Annotated in this window: 23 protein-coding genes; 15 read left to right on the top strand and 8 right to left on the bottom strand. The window is 37.6% G+C overall.

What is annotated here, in order from left to right:
- Positions 1–59: 59 nt before the first annotated feature.
- From DFQ12_RS00060 to DFQ12_RS00090, 7 genes are all read left to right on the top strand, one after another.
- A complete protein-coding gene (locus DFQ12_RS00060) occupies positions 60–416 on the top strand; it encodes a winged helix-turn-helix transcriptional regulator (protein WP_120259152.1) in 357 nt (118 codons plus the stop codon).
- Positions 417–624: 208 nt separating this feature from the next.
- Complete coding sequence (locus DFQ12_RS00065) at positions 625–1,152, top strand: hypothetical protein (protein ID WP_120257002.1); 528 nt, start codon at positions 625–627, stop codon at positions 1,150–1,152.
- Positions 1,153–1,419: 267 nt separating this feature from the next.
- Entirely contained in the window at positions 1,420–1,962 is a 543-nt protein-coding gene (locus DFQ12_RS00070) for a hypothetical protein (protein WP_120257003.1), read from the top strand.
- Between the two features lie 70 nt (positions 1,963–2,032).
- Positions 2,033–2,830, top strand: a complete 798-nt coding sequence (locus tag DFQ12_RS00075) for a hypothetical protein (protein ID WP_120257004.1) — start codon at positions 2,033–2,035, stop codon at positions 2,828–2,830.
- Between the two features lie 87 nt (positions 2,831–2,917).
- Positions 2,918–3,718 carry a class I SAM-dependent methyltransferase gene (locus DFQ12_RS00080; RefSeq protein ID WP_120257005.1) on the top strand — a complete coding sequence of 267 codons (801 nt, stop codon included), beginning with the start codon at positions 2,918–2,920 and terminating at the stop codon, positions 3,716–3,718.
- Positions 3,719–3,751: 33 nt separating this feature from the next.
- Positions 3,752–4,552, top strand: a complete 801-nt coding sequence (dapB, locus tag DFQ12_RS00085; protein ID WP_120257006.1) for a 4-hydroxy-tetrahydrodipicolinate reductase — start codon at positions 3,752–3,754, stop codon at positions 4,550–4,552.
- 234 nt (positions 4,553–4,786) lie between these two features.
- Positions 4,787–5,044, top strand: a complete 258-nt coding sequence (locus tag DFQ12_RS00090) for a hypothetical protein (RefSeq protein ID WP_120257007.1) — start codon at positions 4,787–4,789, stop codon at positions 5,042–5,044.
- Between the two features lie 27 nt (positions 5,045–5,071).
- Here DFQ12_RS00090 and DFQ12_RS00095 read toward each other — a convergent pair whose 3' ends face one another.
- The 4 genes from DFQ12_RS00095 to DFQ12_RS00110 all read right to left on the bottom strand — a co-directional run bounded on the left by DFQ12_RS00095 (position 5,072) and on the right by DFQ12_RS00110 (position 8,583).
- Complete coding sequence (locus DFQ12_RS00095; protein WP_120257008.1) at positions 5,072–5,608, bottom strand: hypothetical protein; 537 nt, start codon at positions 5,606–5,608, stop codon at positions 5,072–5,074.
- A gap of 61 nt (positions 5,609–5,669) precedes the next feature.
- Complete coding sequence (locus tag DFQ12_RS00100) at positions 5,670–6,530, bottom strand: AadS family aminoglycoside 6-adenylyltransferase (protein WP_120257009.1); 861 nt, start codon at positions 6,528–6,530, stop codon at positions 5,670–5,672.
- A 209-nt stretch (positions 6,531–6,739) separates the two neighbouring features.
- On the bottom strand, positions 6,740–8,158 hold the full coding sequence (locus tag DFQ12_RS00105; protein ID WP_147420297.1) for a helix-turn-helix transcriptional regulator: 1,419 nt from the start codon (positions 8,156–8,158) through the stop codon (positions 6,740–6,742).
- Complete coding sequence (locus tag DFQ12_RS00110; RefSeq protein ID WP_120257011.1) at positions 8,098–8,583, bottom strand: hypothetical protein; 486 nt, start codon at positions 8,581–8,583, stop codon at positions 8,098–8,100. The genes DFQ12_RS00105 and DFQ12_RS00110 overlap by 61 nt, the downstream gene beginning before the upstream one ends.
- 219 nt (positions 8,584–8,802) lie before the next feature.
- Between DFQ12_RS00110 and DFQ12_RS00115 the strand changes: the two genes are divergently transcribed.
- The 6 genes from DFQ12_RS00115 (at position 8,803) to DFQ12_RS00135 (ending at position 11,501) form a co-directional block, all read left to right on the top strand.
- A complete protein-coding gene (locus tag DFQ12_RS00115) occupies positions 8,803–9,126 on the top strand; it encodes a magnetosome magnetite crystal formation protein family (protein WP_120257012.1) in 324 nt (107 codons plus the stop codon).
- A 19-nt stretch (positions 9,127–9,145) separates the two neighbouring features.
- A complete protein-coding gene (locus DFQ12_RS00120) occupies positions 9,146–9,613 on the top strand; it encodes a hypothetical protein (RefSeq protein ID WP_147420298.1) in 468 nt (155 codons plus the stop codon).
- A gap of 62 nt (positions 9,614–9,675) precedes the next feature.
- The gene (locus DFQ12_RS28000) at positions 9,676–9,852 is read left to right on the top strand and encodes a hypothetical protein (RefSeq protein ID WP_167457157.1); all 177 of its coding nucleotides are present in this window, start codon (positions 9,676–9,678) and stop codon (positions 9,850–9,852) included.
- 27 nt (positions 9,853–9,879) lie between these two features.
- On the top strand, positions 9,880–10,518 hold the full coding sequence (locus DFQ12_RS00125; protein ID WP_244211642.1) for a hypothetical protein: 639 nt from the start codon (positions 9,880–9,882) through the stop codon (positions 10,516–10,518).
- Between the two features lie 17 nt (positions 10,519–10,535).
- Entirely contained in the window at positions 10,536–10,979 is a 444-nt protein-coding gene (locus DFQ12_RS00130) for a hypothetical protein (RefSeq protein WP_120257014.1), read from the top strand.
- 24 nt (positions 10,980–11,003) lie between these two features.
- Positions 11,004–11,501, top strand: coding sequence for a hypothetical protein (locus DFQ12_RS00135; RefSeq protein ID WP_120257015.1), 498 nt, complete (start codon positions 11,004–11,006; stop codon positions 11,499–11,501).
- 157 nt (positions 11,502–11,658) lie between these two features.
- Here DFQ12_RS00135 and DFQ12_RS00140 read toward each other — a convergent pair whose 3' ends face one another.
- On the bottom strand, positions 11,659–12,117 hold the full coding sequence (locus DFQ12_RS00140; RefSeq protein WP_120257016.1) for a hypothetical protein: 459 nt from the start codon (positions 12,115–12,117) through the stop codon (positions 11,659–11,661).
- A gap of 345 nt (positions 12,118–12,462) precedes the next feature.
- Here DFQ12_RS00140 and DFQ12_RS00145 point away from each other — a divergent pair, with 345 nt between their 5' ends.
- Complete coding sequence (locus DFQ12_RS00145) at positions 12,463–13,662, top strand: MFS transporter (protein ID WP_120257017.1); 1,200 nt, start codon at positions 12,463–12,465, stop codon at positions 13,660–13,662.
- A 57-nt stretch (positions 13,663–13,719) separates the two neighbouring features.
- Here DFQ12_RS00145 and DFQ12_RS00150 read toward each other — a convergent pair whose 3' ends face one another.
- A complete protein-coding gene (locus DFQ12_RS00150) occupies positions 13,720–14,271 on the bottom strand; it encodes a 5' nucleotidase, NT5C type (RefSeq protein WP_120257018.1) in 552 nt (183 codons plus the stop codon).
- A 110-nt stretch (positions 14,272–14,381) separates the two neighbouring features.
- Here DFQ12_RS00150 and DFQ12_RS00155 point away from each other — a divergent pair, with 110 nt between their 5' ends.
- Entirely contained in the window at positions 14,382–15,128 is a 747-nt protein-coding gene (locus tag DFQ12_RS00155; protein ID WP_120257019.1) for a DeoR/GlpR family DNA-binding transcription regulator, read from the top strand.
- Between the two features lie 51 nt (positions 15,129–15,179).
- On the opposite strand, the gene DFQ12_RS00160 is transcribed toward DFQ12_RS00155, so the two are convergent.
- Together DFQ12_RS00160 and DFQ12_RS00165 are read right to left on the bottom strand one after the other, a co-directional pair.
- Positions 15,180–15,746 carry a YceI family protein gene (locus DFQ12_RS00160; protein WP_120257020.1) on the bottom strand — a complete coding sequence of 189 codons (567 nt, stop codon included), beginning with the start codon at positions 15,744–15,746 and terminating at the stop codon, positions 15,180–15,182.
- A gap of 219 nt (positions 15,747–15,965) precedes the next feature.
- The gene (locus DFQ12_RS00165) at positions 15,966–16,535 is read right to left on the bottom strand and encodes a dihydrofolate reductase family protein (protein ID WP_120257021.1); all 570 of its coding nucleotides are present in this window, start codon (positions 16,533–16,535) and stop codon (positions 15,966–15,968) included.
- Positions 16,536–16,657 lie beyond the last annotated feature (122 nt).

The raw sequence follows: 16,657 nt of genomic DNA on the forward strand, positions 1-16,657 counted from the left end.
GAAAAATTATTCCCTATGGAATTGCAAAATTCAGTAGTTTTAATGAAAATTATGAAATTATGTATAGTAGAAAGATTCCCGAAGATCTTGACTGTGGCATAGTCGTCACGATGAAAATACTTGGTGGAAAATGGAAAGCCTGTATATTGGATGGTATCAACAAAGGTATAAAACGTCCCAGTGAATTGCATCGTGCTATTCATGATGCGAGCCCAAGAGTAATCAATATGCAGCTTCATGAATTGGAACAAGCTGGTATTATCGTGAAGAAAATTTATCAAGGACTTCCGCTTAAAGTCGAGTATAGCCTGACTGACTTGGGGATTAGCTTATTGCCAGTTATAGCAATCATTGATAAATGGGGTATTGAAAACAACCATTTGGTTGAAAATTTGAGAGAGCAGATTGTAGGCTGATACTGAACCCTTAAAATCATGAAAACAGACATATTGTAAAAGGACGATAGCGAATTGTAAATAAATCTAGTATTGTGGTGGTAGTGAGCTAGCTTTATCCCAGCAGTCAGATAAAATAAGACCTGTTCGGCTTTTGATAAGGGTCAAGCTTTTGATAAGGGTCAATTTGAAAAATAGCCTGCTGTTAATCCAGAAAAGATAATTGTATATGAAGCAGCCACTACAAGCTGAAGCCTTTAACTTTGATCGAATACTTTTGTATAGCTTATATGCCGCTTTGATTTCTTTCGCGCTCATGTTCGCTAGCACACTATTAATTCGCAATATTCATCCCTTATGGAATGCAGTCTTAGTCATAGGTTTCCCGTATTCATTATTTGTGTCGAAAATAAAATCGAGCGCAGATGTTATAATTTTTGAGGATAACCAAATCATTTTGAACGGGAAAAACATCGCTATTCAAGATATTGAATTCTTTCGCATATTTGATTCGTTAAGGTTGTACTTTGTCTTGCGAATAACCTTAAAAACAGGCCAGCAGTATATTCACTATCTTCCAGTTTCGGCAAAGCAAGATCTGGAAAACTATTTTGAAAAAGAGGGGGTAAGGAGCAGTAAGGGATCTTTTGATTTTATTGCCAAATATTATTCCTTATTATATGTTTTACCAGTCATGATATTGCTAGGATTAGCTTATTCATTAGGTACGCAACTATATTATTATTTGCAGTATTGATAAAATAAGGATTTCATAAAAACGGATAAAAGTAGTAATGAACAAATTGTAAGGGGTGAAAACGCTTAAATTAGATCAATTCCTGTGCGAGTCTAGCTCCGGAACCTTGTAATTGATAGACGGATATTCATTGGGTTCAGGCGAATATTAGACCGGTCTAAAAGTGGTGCTTGCTTATTCTATATTTGATTGTTGGGTTTGTTATCTCAGGATACTACAACAACAACAGATTGGTTTAATTAAGGTATAACTTTTAATGATAATAATATGAAAACAATGAAAATGACAGTGATGACTCTGCTAACGGCTGCAACTTTTGCGATATCAAGTTGTGGTGGTGGAAAGGATCAACCGGCAACTCCAATTAATGCGGATCAGTTTGAAAAACTAGATCAAAACAAGGATAATGCCGGCAAGCGCTTTAGCTTGACAGGGTACCCTTACCTTAACAGTGACGTAACAGTCCGAAGCGATATGGAAATTGCTGTTTCGTTGTTTTCTGAACCAAAGGGAAAAGGAGATTATATCGGTAGTATAGATTTGGGCTACAAGGACAATAAAAACGGAATGTATATTCCTGATAAGTTTACAGCGGATGATTTGCAGGTTTTTGATAATGAAGGAAACAGTCTTGGCATAAATGATAAAATTACCATTTCTTTCGAGATGGATCTGGATACCAAACGTCCACCAAGAACGGGTATTAAAAAATTGGAAAAAGACGAAAATGGCAATCCAAAGATGGTCGAACAGAAACCTACTTACTATGGAGATGGGCCATCTGATATAAAAATTGAAAAGGCGAAATAGTTTATTTTCATGGGGTTTTGAGGCAAAGGGATCATAAATGAATCATGTTATATTTTAAAATTTGAACGTCATGTTAGCACTTGAAAATTATAAAATACTGCTGCTTGTACTATTTGCATCGCAATCTTGTGGGGATAATGGCCAGAAAACAGGCGGCGACACATCTCATCTGGTTGATCATCATGCTGAAATCATAACATATAAAAGCGATTCTACCAATGAATTGGTGCTGAACTTCAGGGATCATAGTTATTTTTATAAGGAAACAAACCTTCCCCTGAAAGCGGGGGAGGATGTGGGCTATGAGAATCAATCCAGAGGGTCCTTTGTAATTAAAAATGATACCCTGACTTTTTTCTCTCAGATGCCATCGCAGATCGATGTTAAAACAGATTGGTCTACGAGTACGGAATTTCTCCCCTTATATCAAACCAATGAGGAACTTGATACCAATAGCGTGAAAATATACTTTGACAATATTGCCGAACCACAATATTATCGGGCATTTGAATTAGCTAATGGAAGAGTTGAAAAATTGGCGGTGAAAGCCTGTGTAACAGATGGAGACTTTGGTTGGATAAAAACGGAAAACGACCAGATTCCATTGTACCAATATTTAATTATTGAAAAACCTAAAAGTAATAAGCTTTTAATCATAGACAGTGTGAATACAGCGCACAGTTATTTTTTTGACTTTGATCATATTCCTTTTCGTTCATTCCACTTTTTTACAAGAGCTTATTGGAGTTATTACGATTTTACAGGACTGACATTTGTGCTTGCGGACAACAGACTCAAATTAACAGAAAATAATAGGTTAGGACGTTATCAGCATTCTAATATTAATCTGACCTTCTTAAAACAATGAAGTATTACAGCTGTTAAGAACATTAATTCTTCTTTAAGCATGGGTTAATGATATAAATAATACGGATAAAAAAGGTAGATTTAAGCTATGAATAAAGAACAGCATTATTTGGATATAAACAGAGCGTCCTGGAATAGTAGAACGGATTCACATCTCAAGTCAGAATTTTATGATCTCCCGGGTTTTCTTCAGGGGAGAAGTTCTTTGAATGAGATTGAGCTAGACCTGCTCGATGATATTCAGGGGAAAACAATATTACATTTGCAATGTCATTTTGGTCAAGACACAATTTCACTGAGCCGGCTCGGTGCTGAAGTAACTGGGGTCGACTTGTCCGATAAGGCTATTGAAAGTGCGCGAAAAATTGCTGAACAGACAAATGCCGATGTTCGTTTTATCTGTTGTGATCTATACGATCTGCCGAATCATTTGGATCAGCAATTTGACTATGTTTTTACGAGTTATGGTACAATCGGCTGGTTGCCTGATTTAGATAAATGGGCAAAGGTTATTTCCAGATTTTTGAAGCCCAATGGGAAATTTGTCTTTGTTGAGTTCCATCCTGTTGTTTGGATGTTTGATGATAATTTTGAAAAAATAGGTTATCGATATTTTAATTCAGGAGCTATCATAGAAACTGCAAACGGAACTTATGCGGATAGAAATGCGGCTATAACAGAGGAGTATGTCATGTGGAATCACGGTATAAGTGAAGTGGTCAATAGTCTGATAAAAAATGGACTGCAAATTGCGCAACTTGATGAATTTGATTATTCCCCCTATAATTGTTTTAACGGGACGATTGAATTTGAAAAGAATAAATATCGGATTGAACTACTTGAGGACAAAATTCCAATGGTCTATGCGATAGTGGCCATAAAGAAGTAACATCTGAGCGTTGGACGACCAAAAAAAGGAACTATGATAAAGGTATTTATAGCGGGTGCAACAGGATGGGTGGGAACTGAGCTAAGCAAAAAGATAACGCAGGAAAAGGGCTTACAATTGGTGGGTGGTCTGTCCCGCTCCAAAGGTGGTGCTGATTTAGCAACAATTTTAAATCTGGGAGACGGGCCGATTCCATTATTTGATAATATAACAGATGCGCTTGATCTAGTGGATTTTGACGTGATGATTGATTTTACCAGACCAGAAATTGCCAAGAGCAATGTTATTGCAGCATTAAAAAGAGGGAAGCGAGTTGTGTTGGGAACTTCGGGGCTAACAGATGCTGATTTTAAAGAAATCGCAGCGGTGGCAGATGAGCATCATACGGCAATTTTAGCTGCCGGTAATTTTGCAATCACTGCAGTGCTTCTACAGAAGTTTGCGGAAATTGCGGCTAAGTTTATCCCACATTTTGAAATTATTGATTATGCTTCCGGGGATAAGCCTGATGCCCCAAGTGGCACCGTAGCTGAACTTGCATATCGCCTTTCCAAAATTCAGACACCAGAGTTAGCGGTAGCAATTGATGATACCGTCGGACGGAAGGATGCGCGTGGAGCAAGCATAAATGGTATACAGGTGCATTCTGTGCGTTTACCGGGACATATTCTTGGTGTTGAGGCAATATTTGGTGAAAAGGACGAAACGTTGATCCTTCGTCACGATGCAGGCAATGGCGCAGAACCGTACATAAAAGGGATTTTGATGGCTGTAAGTAAGTTGTCGACCTTTGAGGGCTTGAAGCGCGGATTGGACGCCGTAATGGATATATAGAAGCGAAGATATCGAATAATCGGGATTAAAAAATTAGATTATTTTGTGCTAAAATAATTAGTATAATACTGTTTTTTATTTTTATATTTACATACTTATTTAGAATGTGAACACTTATTCGTAAGCCTATTTTGGATATTTAGGAGAGGTGTATGGATGCTCCAATGTGGTTAAGAGCTATAGATAGGCCGACCATACGGTTTGACAGATTAGACTAAATTTGAGTTAGATGCCATGGAAGATACGATTGGACAGTTAAATACAGCATATAAAGGACAGATTTTCCGCATTACATATCAGGAAAGAGATTTTCAGATTCAATTGTTGAAAAAGTGTCCGACAAAAGAAGAGACAGAATTAGATATTCTGTTAGATGGTCTATTGCAAACTTTGGTTAAGAACAAAGAGAGATGGTCTTTTCAACAGCATGAATTGGATCAGGATCTTGCAAATCATATCTGGCGGGCCATCTCTCTCCGGTATAGACTTTGATAAGAATCAAAGTGCTGGGACTATTTTTTAATTTACGCCAGGTCCAATAAATTCAGTGGTAAGGCCTAAAAATCTCAGTAGATTTTTACTGTCAAAAATTAAAGTAGCATAATGTTTTCCCTTTTTAAAGGTAAGTTTTGAACCACCTGGAAAGGTACTTCCTTCCTCCATTTTTTGCGTTTTGGCCGCATATTTACTGAATTTAGCTGCACTTTCCTTAAGTGTGGTTTTGTTCATCACAAGATTAAAAGGCAAGCCCTCGACAACAAGTGCTTGATCTTCTGGGATATCAAAAAAGATTTCATTGATGGTATTACCTTTTCCAAGACTGGTATAGAGTTCCAGACCGGAATTGGTCAACCATTTGGCATATTTTTCTTCATTGGCATCTTCATAGTAGACCGTTTTCGCATTTAAAGCTGCTTCGATTTTTTGCACTGTCTGTGGGAAAATAAATTCTGAATCCTTGTTTAGGAGCGATTTTATTCCTGCATGGTTTTGCGAGAAAACGCTCATGGTCAATAGCAGGAAGAACATATTCAATGTTAGTGTTTTTATCATCATAGTGATCAATTTTAAGTTCTGGAAAATACAATAATTAAAGATATTAAAAAATTAATCAAATTCATTTCGTCTTTATGGCATTGAGATATATCCTGATATCCTGTTCGAGTTTTATAGGGTATGTATAGCCCAATTTATTCGCTAGTTCCCTGCCAATTTCTGCGACAAGATCGGCCATTGCGAATAGCGCCGTCCAATTTTCATCGATATCGCCAGCTGAAAAAGTCCGCATTACTTTTCCCCAGGTTTGCTCGGTCAGGTATTTTTTAAATAGGCGTCCATGTTTATTGGTTGTGATATTCCAATCATGCTGGCTAGCGATATACCACTCAATCAGCGGTACCAGATAATCGGTACGTATATTGTTTTCGGACATAAATTTTGCATAAAAAATATCCTTTCTGACAAGACATTTGGCGACATAAGTACAGTCCCACCAAAAATCATTGAGTAGCTGTCTGAATTTTTGCTCGGTAGGTTTTTTTATGATTGACACCCGATAGGAGGGTTTTTGGATCGCTTCCGTTATCCCCTCTTTGTCAAGGAGTACTTGATAACCAATATCCCAATCTTCGCATAACGGGCTTTGGCGTACCTCTTCCAAAAAATTAGGCTTACTATATAACTTAAAATCAACTTTTATGTGATCTGTATATAAAACCATTTTCATGGCATGTTTGCTATCAAAGTAGCTTTCATCCTCTTCAATCATGGCGATAGGAGAGCCAAAGTTATTTAGCCAATTCTTATCGGCGACATACGTGGTATTGTCATCAAATACAAGTTCGATGTCTAAATCACTTAACTCATCAACTGGTGCCAGTGGATTTACCAAGGAGCTGGTTAGGAGAACTGCCCGAATATCTGTATTGTTTTGTGCCCAATCCATAATCTGCTGTAATTTTTCTGCTCGAGTTTGCATATTTTTAGTTTATTTATGGAGAATAATCCCGTTCATTTCTAAAGAAGCACGACTTAGGGCCGTTGGCTTCGCAAAGGTGTCGGAACGACTAACATTAAAAATATACGAAAATTTTTTGTTTCCTGGACAAGAGCTTTTATTAATCAGCATGCAGAAGATGGGAGTCATCCCATTAAGCTTTTATTGATTTACAGCATAGTCGATGAAAGCTATACAATCATTTTTAGGTAATTTGTAAGATTGGATTGACTATCCAAACCGAACTTCTGTTTGATTCGGTATTTGGTCATCCGTACACTTTTGGGTTCTACGTGAAGTAAGTTGGCAATCTGTTTGGTATCCATGTCAAGATAGAAATAGGCACAGTATTTTTGATCTAAAGCGGTTAATTTCTGTTTCGAATGCTCATTGATATTTTTAAAGAAATTGGGGTGCAGTTCTGTTATTCTAAACTTTGCTTTTTCGAATTCAGTATCTGTTAGGGACTCTTCTCTAAGGATCTGCTGTATATTGGCGGCTTCGGCTCCTGTTAGTTTTTCCTTGACTTGTTGTAGGACCTTACTTTTATGCTGTAATTGCAGCTGACTTGTCATAACTTCATTTTGTAGTTTTTGTTGCTGCAATTCCAATAACTCCTGTTCTAGTTGCATGCGAGCTCGTTCTTCTTTTTCATATTTTATTTGCAGGGAGCTTTCGTTTTTTTCGGAAGTAAGTTGTTTTTCCCTCGCCAATGCATACTTGAGGTTAAAATGGTAAGAGCGGAACATAAAGAATGATCCAATGACAGCGAGGGCAAAAAGTCCTAAAATAAAATATTTTTGTGTTTGCTGGTTTGTTGCTTTTTCTTGTAGACTTTTAATCTCCTGTTCTTTTTTTGTTAGTTCATATTGTGCTTCAAAGCGCTTGGTGGTTGAGGCCATCTCTTCGTTAAAAAGCAGGTTACTGTACTCAGCTACCTTTTGCTGAAAATCCAGTGCTTTCTTGAAATCTGATTTTTTCGTGTATAGGCTAACCATCGAGTTCAGTACATTGATTAAGGTGTGATAATAAGGCTTCTTTTTTTGCGCGAGCATGATGTAGGCTTTATTGAGGTACATTTCTGCAGCATGAAGATCACCTTCCTCCATGCTCAATTCACTGAGCATACCATAACTACTTGCCATTGCTTCTTCATTTGTGGCGGGAGCCACACGCAAGGCTTCATTGATATGTTGCCGTATTTTTCGCTTGATTTCTGGATCGCCTATATTGTAATATTTTAAATAGTAGCTTGCCTTGTTGTTATAACTATTGGCATAGGTGTTGGCTGGTACCTGATCAGGATATTGCTTCTGTAATAGGATCGCATGATCGAGATACAGCATGGTGCTATCCAAATGCTGTTTTTGATGAGTGGTTTCATATTTAAAGGAAAACACAACCGATATGGCTGTATAACAATTGGCCAGCATATTGATGTTTTTTGATTTTTGGGCGAATTCCAACGATTTATGGATATAATTCAATGCTTGGGCTTCGTCATTCCATTCCGTATAAACGCCATAAAGAAGGTAATAAATTCGCGCTGTCAGAAGAGGTTCTCGCTCCTTGTCACCAATCTGCGAAAGCGCCTGATGTAACAGTTGCACTGTTTTTTCACTGTCAAAGAGTGTTGTGTGTAATACAGCTGATGCATAGTTTGCATAGGCTGCTGCAAGGGAATTTTTTGGTTCTGAGCGGAATGATAAGCGCTATCGATAAACTTCTGCGACTTTTCAAAATCTTGTGTATTGGTATATATATTTGACAGAATCCAATATGATTTGGTCATCTCAAGGTTGTTTTTAGAAATTCTGCGAGCGGACTTGAGGCTGTTTTGGGCCATTTGTATGGCCTGTGGATACTGTTCATTAGCGCGATACCAGTCCGCTAATTGCTGTTGGAGCGATACTTGTTCTGTCGCCGTCAAATTCGTCTTTAAAAGGTTTTGTAGACTATCGACATAGCTGTTATTTGCGAAGCCCATTGGTAAGAGACCCGCCCAAAATAGTACAAAAGCAATTATCTTGTTCATGCTACAAATGTACAAAAGCTGTAGACCTAATACGAGCCTTTTTTCTTTTTGTTGTCTTTGTTTTGTTGTTGTAAATTGTTGTTTTTTAGTTTGTTGTGTATGCGTGTAGACGTTTTGTAGATGTTGCATTTACTGACAGTAGACCTTTTGTAGGATCCTATCCTTTGGTTTTAAAATGGTGAAAGATGAATTTTGGGATGAACAACAAATCATAAAATTATGGACAACAAAACACGCTCTATTGTATCGTACATCACTTTGATTGGCTGGTTGATAGCCTATTTTTCTCCTAATAAAGAAGCTGACGGCTTGTTGAAGTATCACTTGCGCCAATCTTTGGGATTAGTCATCACTTGGTTCATTGGCAACATGATCATCGCAATCGTTGTGACGATTGTTCCGGCATTAGGGATATTGTACTATAGTAGTTTTGCTTTTTTAGCGCTGATGATTTTCGGTATGATAAACGCTGCAAATGAAGTAAGCAAACCCTTGCCACTGATCGGCAAATTGTTTGAACATAAATTTGCCTTTATCGGATAGGAGTAAAAGCGGGATGGTTATGAAATATTATAAATATCTAATTATGGAGGGGAATGCTTACAAGATTAGGACCTTTATTGCCCTACAGCATATTATACTGATTATTTGGTTTTTTATTGGGCTTTTTATGTTTGCCTATGGTGAGTATATAAAAACAGGTATTGGTATCGTCTCTTTTACACTGTTGATATTGGTTCTAATGATCCTAAGACCATCTAAATTCAGGGTTTGTCCGCAAGATCAACGGATTCAGGTGGACAGAGCCAAGCTAGAAAAAACACCGGATTCGTATTCCTTTTCAGATTTCAGCAGTTTTGAAATGGACACCATTTATTGGCTGCGTATTCCAATAAATAGCACGCTCTATGCAAGATTTAATTTTGAAGGAAAAACCAATCGTCATGTGGTCAGTCAATCGTTTGGGAGGGGGCCAATGCAGGTATTGTCCAATGAGCTGGGAAAATTAATCACCCGGGATCAAGTATAGCATATTTGTTTCAGAAAAATAGTATTAAACTAAATAATTAAAAGATTTAAAATAAAGAGAAAATGAAAAAAGCACTTGGTATTATGCTTATTCTTATTGGATTTGCATTGGTGGTTATTCTAAAAATCGGCATATCAAAAGAAACAGCCTGGATGTTTGAATATGGAAATTGGCCATTGATTATATTAGCCTTGGCTTTGTTGGTTCCGGGCTTGATCCTGTATAATAAAAATAGATAACGATCTCTTATTAAAAATAAGGTTTTAATGAAAATAGAAATGGAATTGAATGAAATAACGAGGACTCATGATTTAATGTGTCAGGTTGGTCATAATAGGCAAATAATCTGGAAAAGGAACTTTATCTTCTTCTTGACTGGTTTATTCTTTCTTGTTTTAGGTTCTTGTGGTATAGGTGAAAAAAGTTACCCAGAGCAGGTCTTTGAACGCGTGGCATTGAATGGGAACAAGATTCCAAATGGTTTTAAGCGGCATTTTAATGAGATTAGGGCACAACTTAAGGCGGGGAGTTTAACTATTGTAACCCAAAAGAATGAGGTCAAAAAGGTTGGCGCTGTAGCCTATGTCGAAAATCATTATGTGCGGATGTTTGATGCCGATATTAAGTCCTTAAAGGAATTGGAATCTAAAGCAGAAACAGCTCAAATTTTGACACTTGCGCTCGATATGTTTACCTATGTCGATCAAATCTATAAAGTTGATTTTCCCCGCATTGCTAAAATGATTGATGAAGGGAAGCCTGATGTTGAGATCGATGCCGCTATTGCAGAGCTCGATTCAAATAAAGGTGGGATCATAGATGAAAAGTTTAATGCGGTTCATGATCTGATTATTCCATATGCCGACAAACATGGTGTTGAATATAAAATGCTCAATATGCCTTAAACTGATTTAAAAAAAACATGAAAAATTTCACAAAGGAGGGTAATGTATATACCCTGAACAAACAATATGGGTTATTTGTTCCATTAATTGGTTTCTTTCTTTTATTAACTATTCTAGGGTTTGTTAAAATACCTGAATCTACATTCAAATGGTGGATGCTGGGAATTACGACGCTATTAACGCTATCCTTCTATGTAGGTTTCCTGACAATAGATATGGACCAACAGGAATTTCGAACTAGAGTGAGTTTGTTTAGCGGTGTAAAGGTGTTACCACTTTCGGATCTTGAAGGGTTTACAATTCATAAATTGAAACAGATGGGGTTTATTACGACAAACGTTACCCTATTGGCTAATTATAGTAAAAATGGTAAAGACAAGGAGCTGAAGCTTGCTCAACATTTTTATACCAAACCTATTCAAAGTATACTAAATGAAATTCATGAGATTATCGAACGCTAACTCAAAATAATTAAATGAAAATAGATGGATTTGAAGGATAAACTGCGACTCGAAATCGGGAATAATTGCATTGCATTTAGCCCATATCGGGGAATAATGTCCAGTCTCTATGGGTTTGTTGCGGGTATAGCTGTGACAGTGATAATTTTGGGGCTGTTCAATGCAAGATTAGGAGAGGGAGGACGAATACTTTGTTGTGCTATCATAGTATATCTTTTCATTCATGGACTATACGATCTCATTTTTAAATTGAATGTCCGCTATATATTTGATGGCAATAATCAGGTAATTTATCGGGAGAATTTACCATTTGGCCGACGAAAATTAATGCGATTTGAGGAGGCGGTCATCATCACGAGCTCAGAATCTTGTGACTGGCATTATAGTTTAGGGATCAAGGAAAAGCAGTTTTTGAAAAGTTATAAAATCAGCCCTGATTTTGGGGCAGGGAAGGCTTCGGAAAAAACTGTTTTTGCATATGAGAAGGAGATATTGAACCCAATAGTGGAATTGCTTAGTTAGTCAGTAGACTGTTTTGGGCGGCGTGATATGCAACTGTATTCGTACAATTGGAATCAGTCCAGGTAAAATGGTTATATGAATTTTTATTGCAGCAATAGGTTTATTTTCTAGTGATCTTAAAATATTTGGATCTGCCTCGCGGCAAATGACAGCCAATTTAAAAACCGAAGAGTCCGCTAAAGATAACAATACAATAGATTCCCATCGCCAACAGTAGATTGATGCACAGCGCTGCATATTTCTTCTTCGCTAATAACCAAATTGATTCTATTACTGTATAAATGAGGAGCGGAATTCCAAAACCGAGCATTTCGAAATAAAATAAATAGCCAGCACCCAAACGATCATTTTCTTTATGCATATACCATTGAGAAATAATGATAATAAGGCCAATTAGTATTAAGATACCCAATCTTATTAAGAGATGTCTTTTTAATTGTTTATCTCTCAAAATAGGTGCGCGAATGAAGAAGACCGTTCCTGCAAAGTAAGCTATGATGAATATAATCCCTATAAGCTGTCGGAATGTATAAGATATATTAAACCAACCATTTATATAGAGTGACCCTATAATTAGTGTTGATAAAAGAAAATAGCCTATCGTTTTATAGTTCATGTGGTAAAATAAACGTTTTGCCTATTCTGGATGACGCAAGCCTTTTTGTTGGAAAGAATTCACTTTCTAATAGCAATTTAGGTATAAATCACAATTATAGCAAAAATAGAGGGTGAAGATTAATGCGCCAAAAAATGTATGGAGATAGTAGTCCTTGAAATAAAAATTGTAAACGATTACTAATGACGGTATTATTTAATGGGACTGGTTGTTTTATTGCTTTAATTTGCATTTTTTGCAATATTATGCAATAATATGCTTCTGTTTTGATTTATTATTGATAGTTTTGTACGACTAAGCCTAGACAAGTCTATCGCTATACTATTTTTGTTTATCTCAAATTATATGGAAATTAAATCATTACCCATTCGTCCGGATACAGCGAGAAATGCTGTCAGGTTTATCTTTTTTGTGTGTGGGTTGGGACTCGCCAGTTGGGCACCTGTCGTTCCTTATGTTAAGCAACGGCTTGGAATAGATGATGGTGTATTGGGACTTTTGATGCTTCTTATCGGCGGCGGAGCTCTTTTTATTATGCCATTTTCGACCATCCTTCTGAATAAATTTGGAACAAGAAAAATTATCTTTCTTTCGGGTATCACGCTCGCATTGATACTGCCGATGTTGTTAATTGCTAATTCCATCATAACAATGGGGATTACACTATTCTTTTTTGGTATGTGTATGGGAGGAATAGAAGTTTCCGCAAATGCGCACTCAATCCTTATCCAGAAACTCTTTGATCGGCCGATCTTATCCGGTCTGCACGGTATCTTTAGTGTGGGAGGATTAACGGGGTCGCTCGGATTAGGGCTGTTGATAAAGTTAGGGTTTCAGGCTACCTATGCCATGTTATTGATCTCCTTACTGATCGTTGTAATTATGTTCGTCATGTATCGTAGGTTGTATGCGCATGATGATGAAATACGCATTAATAGTCATCATGATGACAAGAAAATGGCTGCAGGCCAGTCCAAATGGGCTGGTTGGTTCAATTTGCATGTTTTATTTCTGGGCATGCTCTGTTTCTGTGCTTATCTCTCTGAGGGTTCAATGTTGGATTGGAGTGCGGTATTTTTGCATGAGGAAAAAAATGCACCGCTTGAAATTGCGGGGATAGGATATGCTGCCTTTTCCATTGCCATGGCAACAATGCGACTTTTTGGCGATGTACTTGTTGCCCGGTTAGATCATCGGGTTGTTGTGGTCGGAGGGGGACTCTTAGCGGTATTCGGTTTGCTGGTAGCTGTTTTATCACCTTCTTATTGGGGTGCATTAGCCGGATTTATCCTATTGGGCTTTGGTGCTGCTAATATTGTTCCGATTTTATTTAGTCATGCCGGAAATTTAAAAGGGGTTGGGGCATCAGCAAGTATTCCGGTTATGTCAACATTGGGGCACTCGGGACAGTTGTTGGGCCCCGCCTTGTTGGGTGGAGTTGCCCAATTTTATGGAATTTCAGTCTCGCTTATCGTCGTTGCTTTTCTTATGCTTTCACTTTCCGTGTCTTATTGGACTTATTGGAAATTCCAGGCTAGAAGATAAATTCTTGCAAACTATAGCTGGGCAATTACCTCTTGTGATTGGCCAGCTATAACTTACTCAGTTGAACCTTTTATTTTGCAGGTCAGCAACAAAAAAACGATGTGCATCAGTCCAGTTCTTCAACCGTTCAAATCGGTGCTCATTGACATTGTGAAATGTATTAAACATAAGCCCTTTTCCAGAAAAACTGTCTAGATTCTTTAGATGATCGTCAATAAGAAAATCGGTGTCGATAATACCTTTATTCCCACAGAATACGATGTTCTTCCACGAGATAAATGGAAAATATTCTTGTAACCATTCCCGTTTCTCTAAAAGACTATTGGGAAATTCCATTGCGGCAGATACGACAAAAATCTCATAATAGTTTTGTAATTCCTTCACCACGTCTTGTGCATCTTGTGCAACAGGAATACTGCGGAAAAAACCTGGTGTATGCAAATACCGTAAGACTGCCGTCTGATCAGGTAAACAATCCGCTTCCTTCAGCCCTACGATATCGTTTTCATTTATCCGTATACCCGTTTCTTCAAAATAATGTGAAAGATAGTGCCGTTGGATGTCTGCAAGTACACCGTCCATATCAATGGAAATTGTCTTTTTTATCATAAGTTTTATCTTTATTATTGCACAAATGTAATTATATAATTGCAAAATATTGCAATTATAGCAAATTTTTGCAATTCATTTTATTCTGGTAAATCTATATATTTGTTCCTATGCTAAAGTACGATCGTCTGCAAACCATTTTAGATATCACCAATAGGGAGGGCTCGGTTTCATTTCAAACCTTGAGCAAAAAGCTTTCGGTATCTGAAGATACCATACGGAGAGATATCAAGGAATTGAATGATCGGGATCTTCTTCGCGCAGTACGGGGTGGAGCTCACAGCATTGTGCAAAAAAAATATCATTATCGTGATCGCGAGAAAGCAGGGTTGGAACAGAAAAAGATTATTGCACAAAAAGCTTTATCATTAATAAAAGATGATCAGGTACTTTTTTTCGATGGGGGTACATCTATCCTGGAGTTGACTAAAATTTTACCAAAGGATCTTAAAGTCACTATCATTACGAATAGTTTTCCTGTCGCGAGTGTGATCGAAGACCATCCTTTGATCGATATCATATTTTTGGGAGGCCGACTTTATAAGTCCGCCTTTACCACTTTTGGCAATACTACGTTGGAAAGCATTGCCAATTTTAAAGCTGATTTATACTTTTTGGGCGTTTGTTCAATTACTCCTGAAAATTTGTCCTGTAATTATCAGGAAGATGCTGAAACGAAACGTGCAATGATGAAACAGAGTGTTCGCATCGTTGGATTGTGTACTTCCGATAAATTTGATACTGAGTCAAGCTTTATCATCGATAAAACCAAAAAGCTTGATATCATTGTGACAGAACATGAATCAACGAGCCCCCAGATGCGTAAATATATCGCTCAGGGGATTGAGCTGCTTTAGACAAACAATGATGTCGCAGTTTTTTTGCTACATCATTGTTTGTTATCATAGCTATTTTGCGGCTTTGATCTGAATGTCCAATGTAAACTCGTCCTCAATAGCCCGATTCCCGAGGTCAGAGAAAAAGCTGGCCGAACGATATTGGATATCAAAATCCAATCGATTTACCTTTACACCTAATGCTTCAGCCGAAAGTCCGTCAGCAGTGCTAGTTACCTTTGCGGGAAAAGATATCGCTTTCGTTTTGTTTTTAATGGTAAGATTCCCTGTGATTACTGGAGTAGCCTTGCTGTTATCCACTTTGCTGATAATGAATTTTGCTGTTGGATACTTCGGTACATCAAAGAAATCTTCATTTTTAAGATGGCCAGTTAGTTTTGGCGCATCAGTACATGCCATAGAATTCATATCAATGGTAAATCCACCACCGGTAATTTTACCTTTATCTGTTTGGATCGTTCCGTCTTTCAAGGCAATAGTACCAACATGACCACCGACGACTTTCTTCGCATCCCATTTGATTATTGATGATTGTGTACTGACTTTATAGGTTGTTTTTTGCGCAAAAGCAAAGGAAGTACTGCAAATAATAGCAATGAATAATAAGGTTCTTTTCATAGAGATAATTTGTTTAAAATCAAATATACAAGAAAGTAGGCATATTCAACTGAGTAAGGTAATGATTATATAAACAATAGTTTTAAATCAATGATTGTAACCATTTCTGAAAAAAATGGGGAGATTTTTATGACATGATTTATTGCGTAAAACTAGGAAATATTAGCTCCTAACCCGTATAAAGTTGGCTAGGAGGGGAGCTTATCCATTGTAGGAATATTATCTTTTAAGCGGTCCAATATATTTATAGCTATTGATGAATATGCCAGTCGGGGTTGCCTTTGAGTCGAGGAAGACAAGTTCCTGGGCGTACACCATATCTGAGAGTAGGCGCTTGCCATGTCCCAGCAAAACGGGGTAGGTAATGAGTACCACTTCGTCGACGAGACCCTGCTCAAGTAATAGCGAGGTCAGTGTAGAACTACCTACAACAATCAGATCGGGACTATCCATTGACTTAAGGGCATGAATCGCGGCGACAATGTCCTCTTCCAAATTTTTTACTGGCCCCCAAGTTAGACTGTCGGGACGGTGTGTTGCGACATATTTTGTTGCAGCATTTATGGCATTGGCCATAGGGAAATCTCCCGCATTGGGCCAGAAGCCACTAAAGATATCATAAGTCTGACGACCTAAAAGAAGGTCGAAGTCTGAGCCATATGCCTGAAAGAGCATTTCCGCTCCTGCGGGACTTCTATAGGCAGTTGTCCATGCGCCATAGGCGTAATCTCCATCGTGTTCGATGATGCCATCAAGGGAGATGTGTTCGAAAATTCTGATCTTTCTCATTGTTTCAAGTGTTTGATTATCAATTCAAATTTAGCGAAGTTTAGAAGCACGGATGAGGTGCAATTGCGACAATATAAGGGGGTAAAACCTTTATGTCAATCTGCTGTTTTTAGGAATAATTA

This window comes from Sphingobacterium detergens (assembly GCF_003610355.1).
In the GTDB taxonomy this organism is placed as follows: domain Bacteria; phylum Bacteroidota; class Bacteroidia; order Sphingobacteriales; family Sphingobacteriaceae; genus Sphingobacterium; species Sphingobacterium detergens.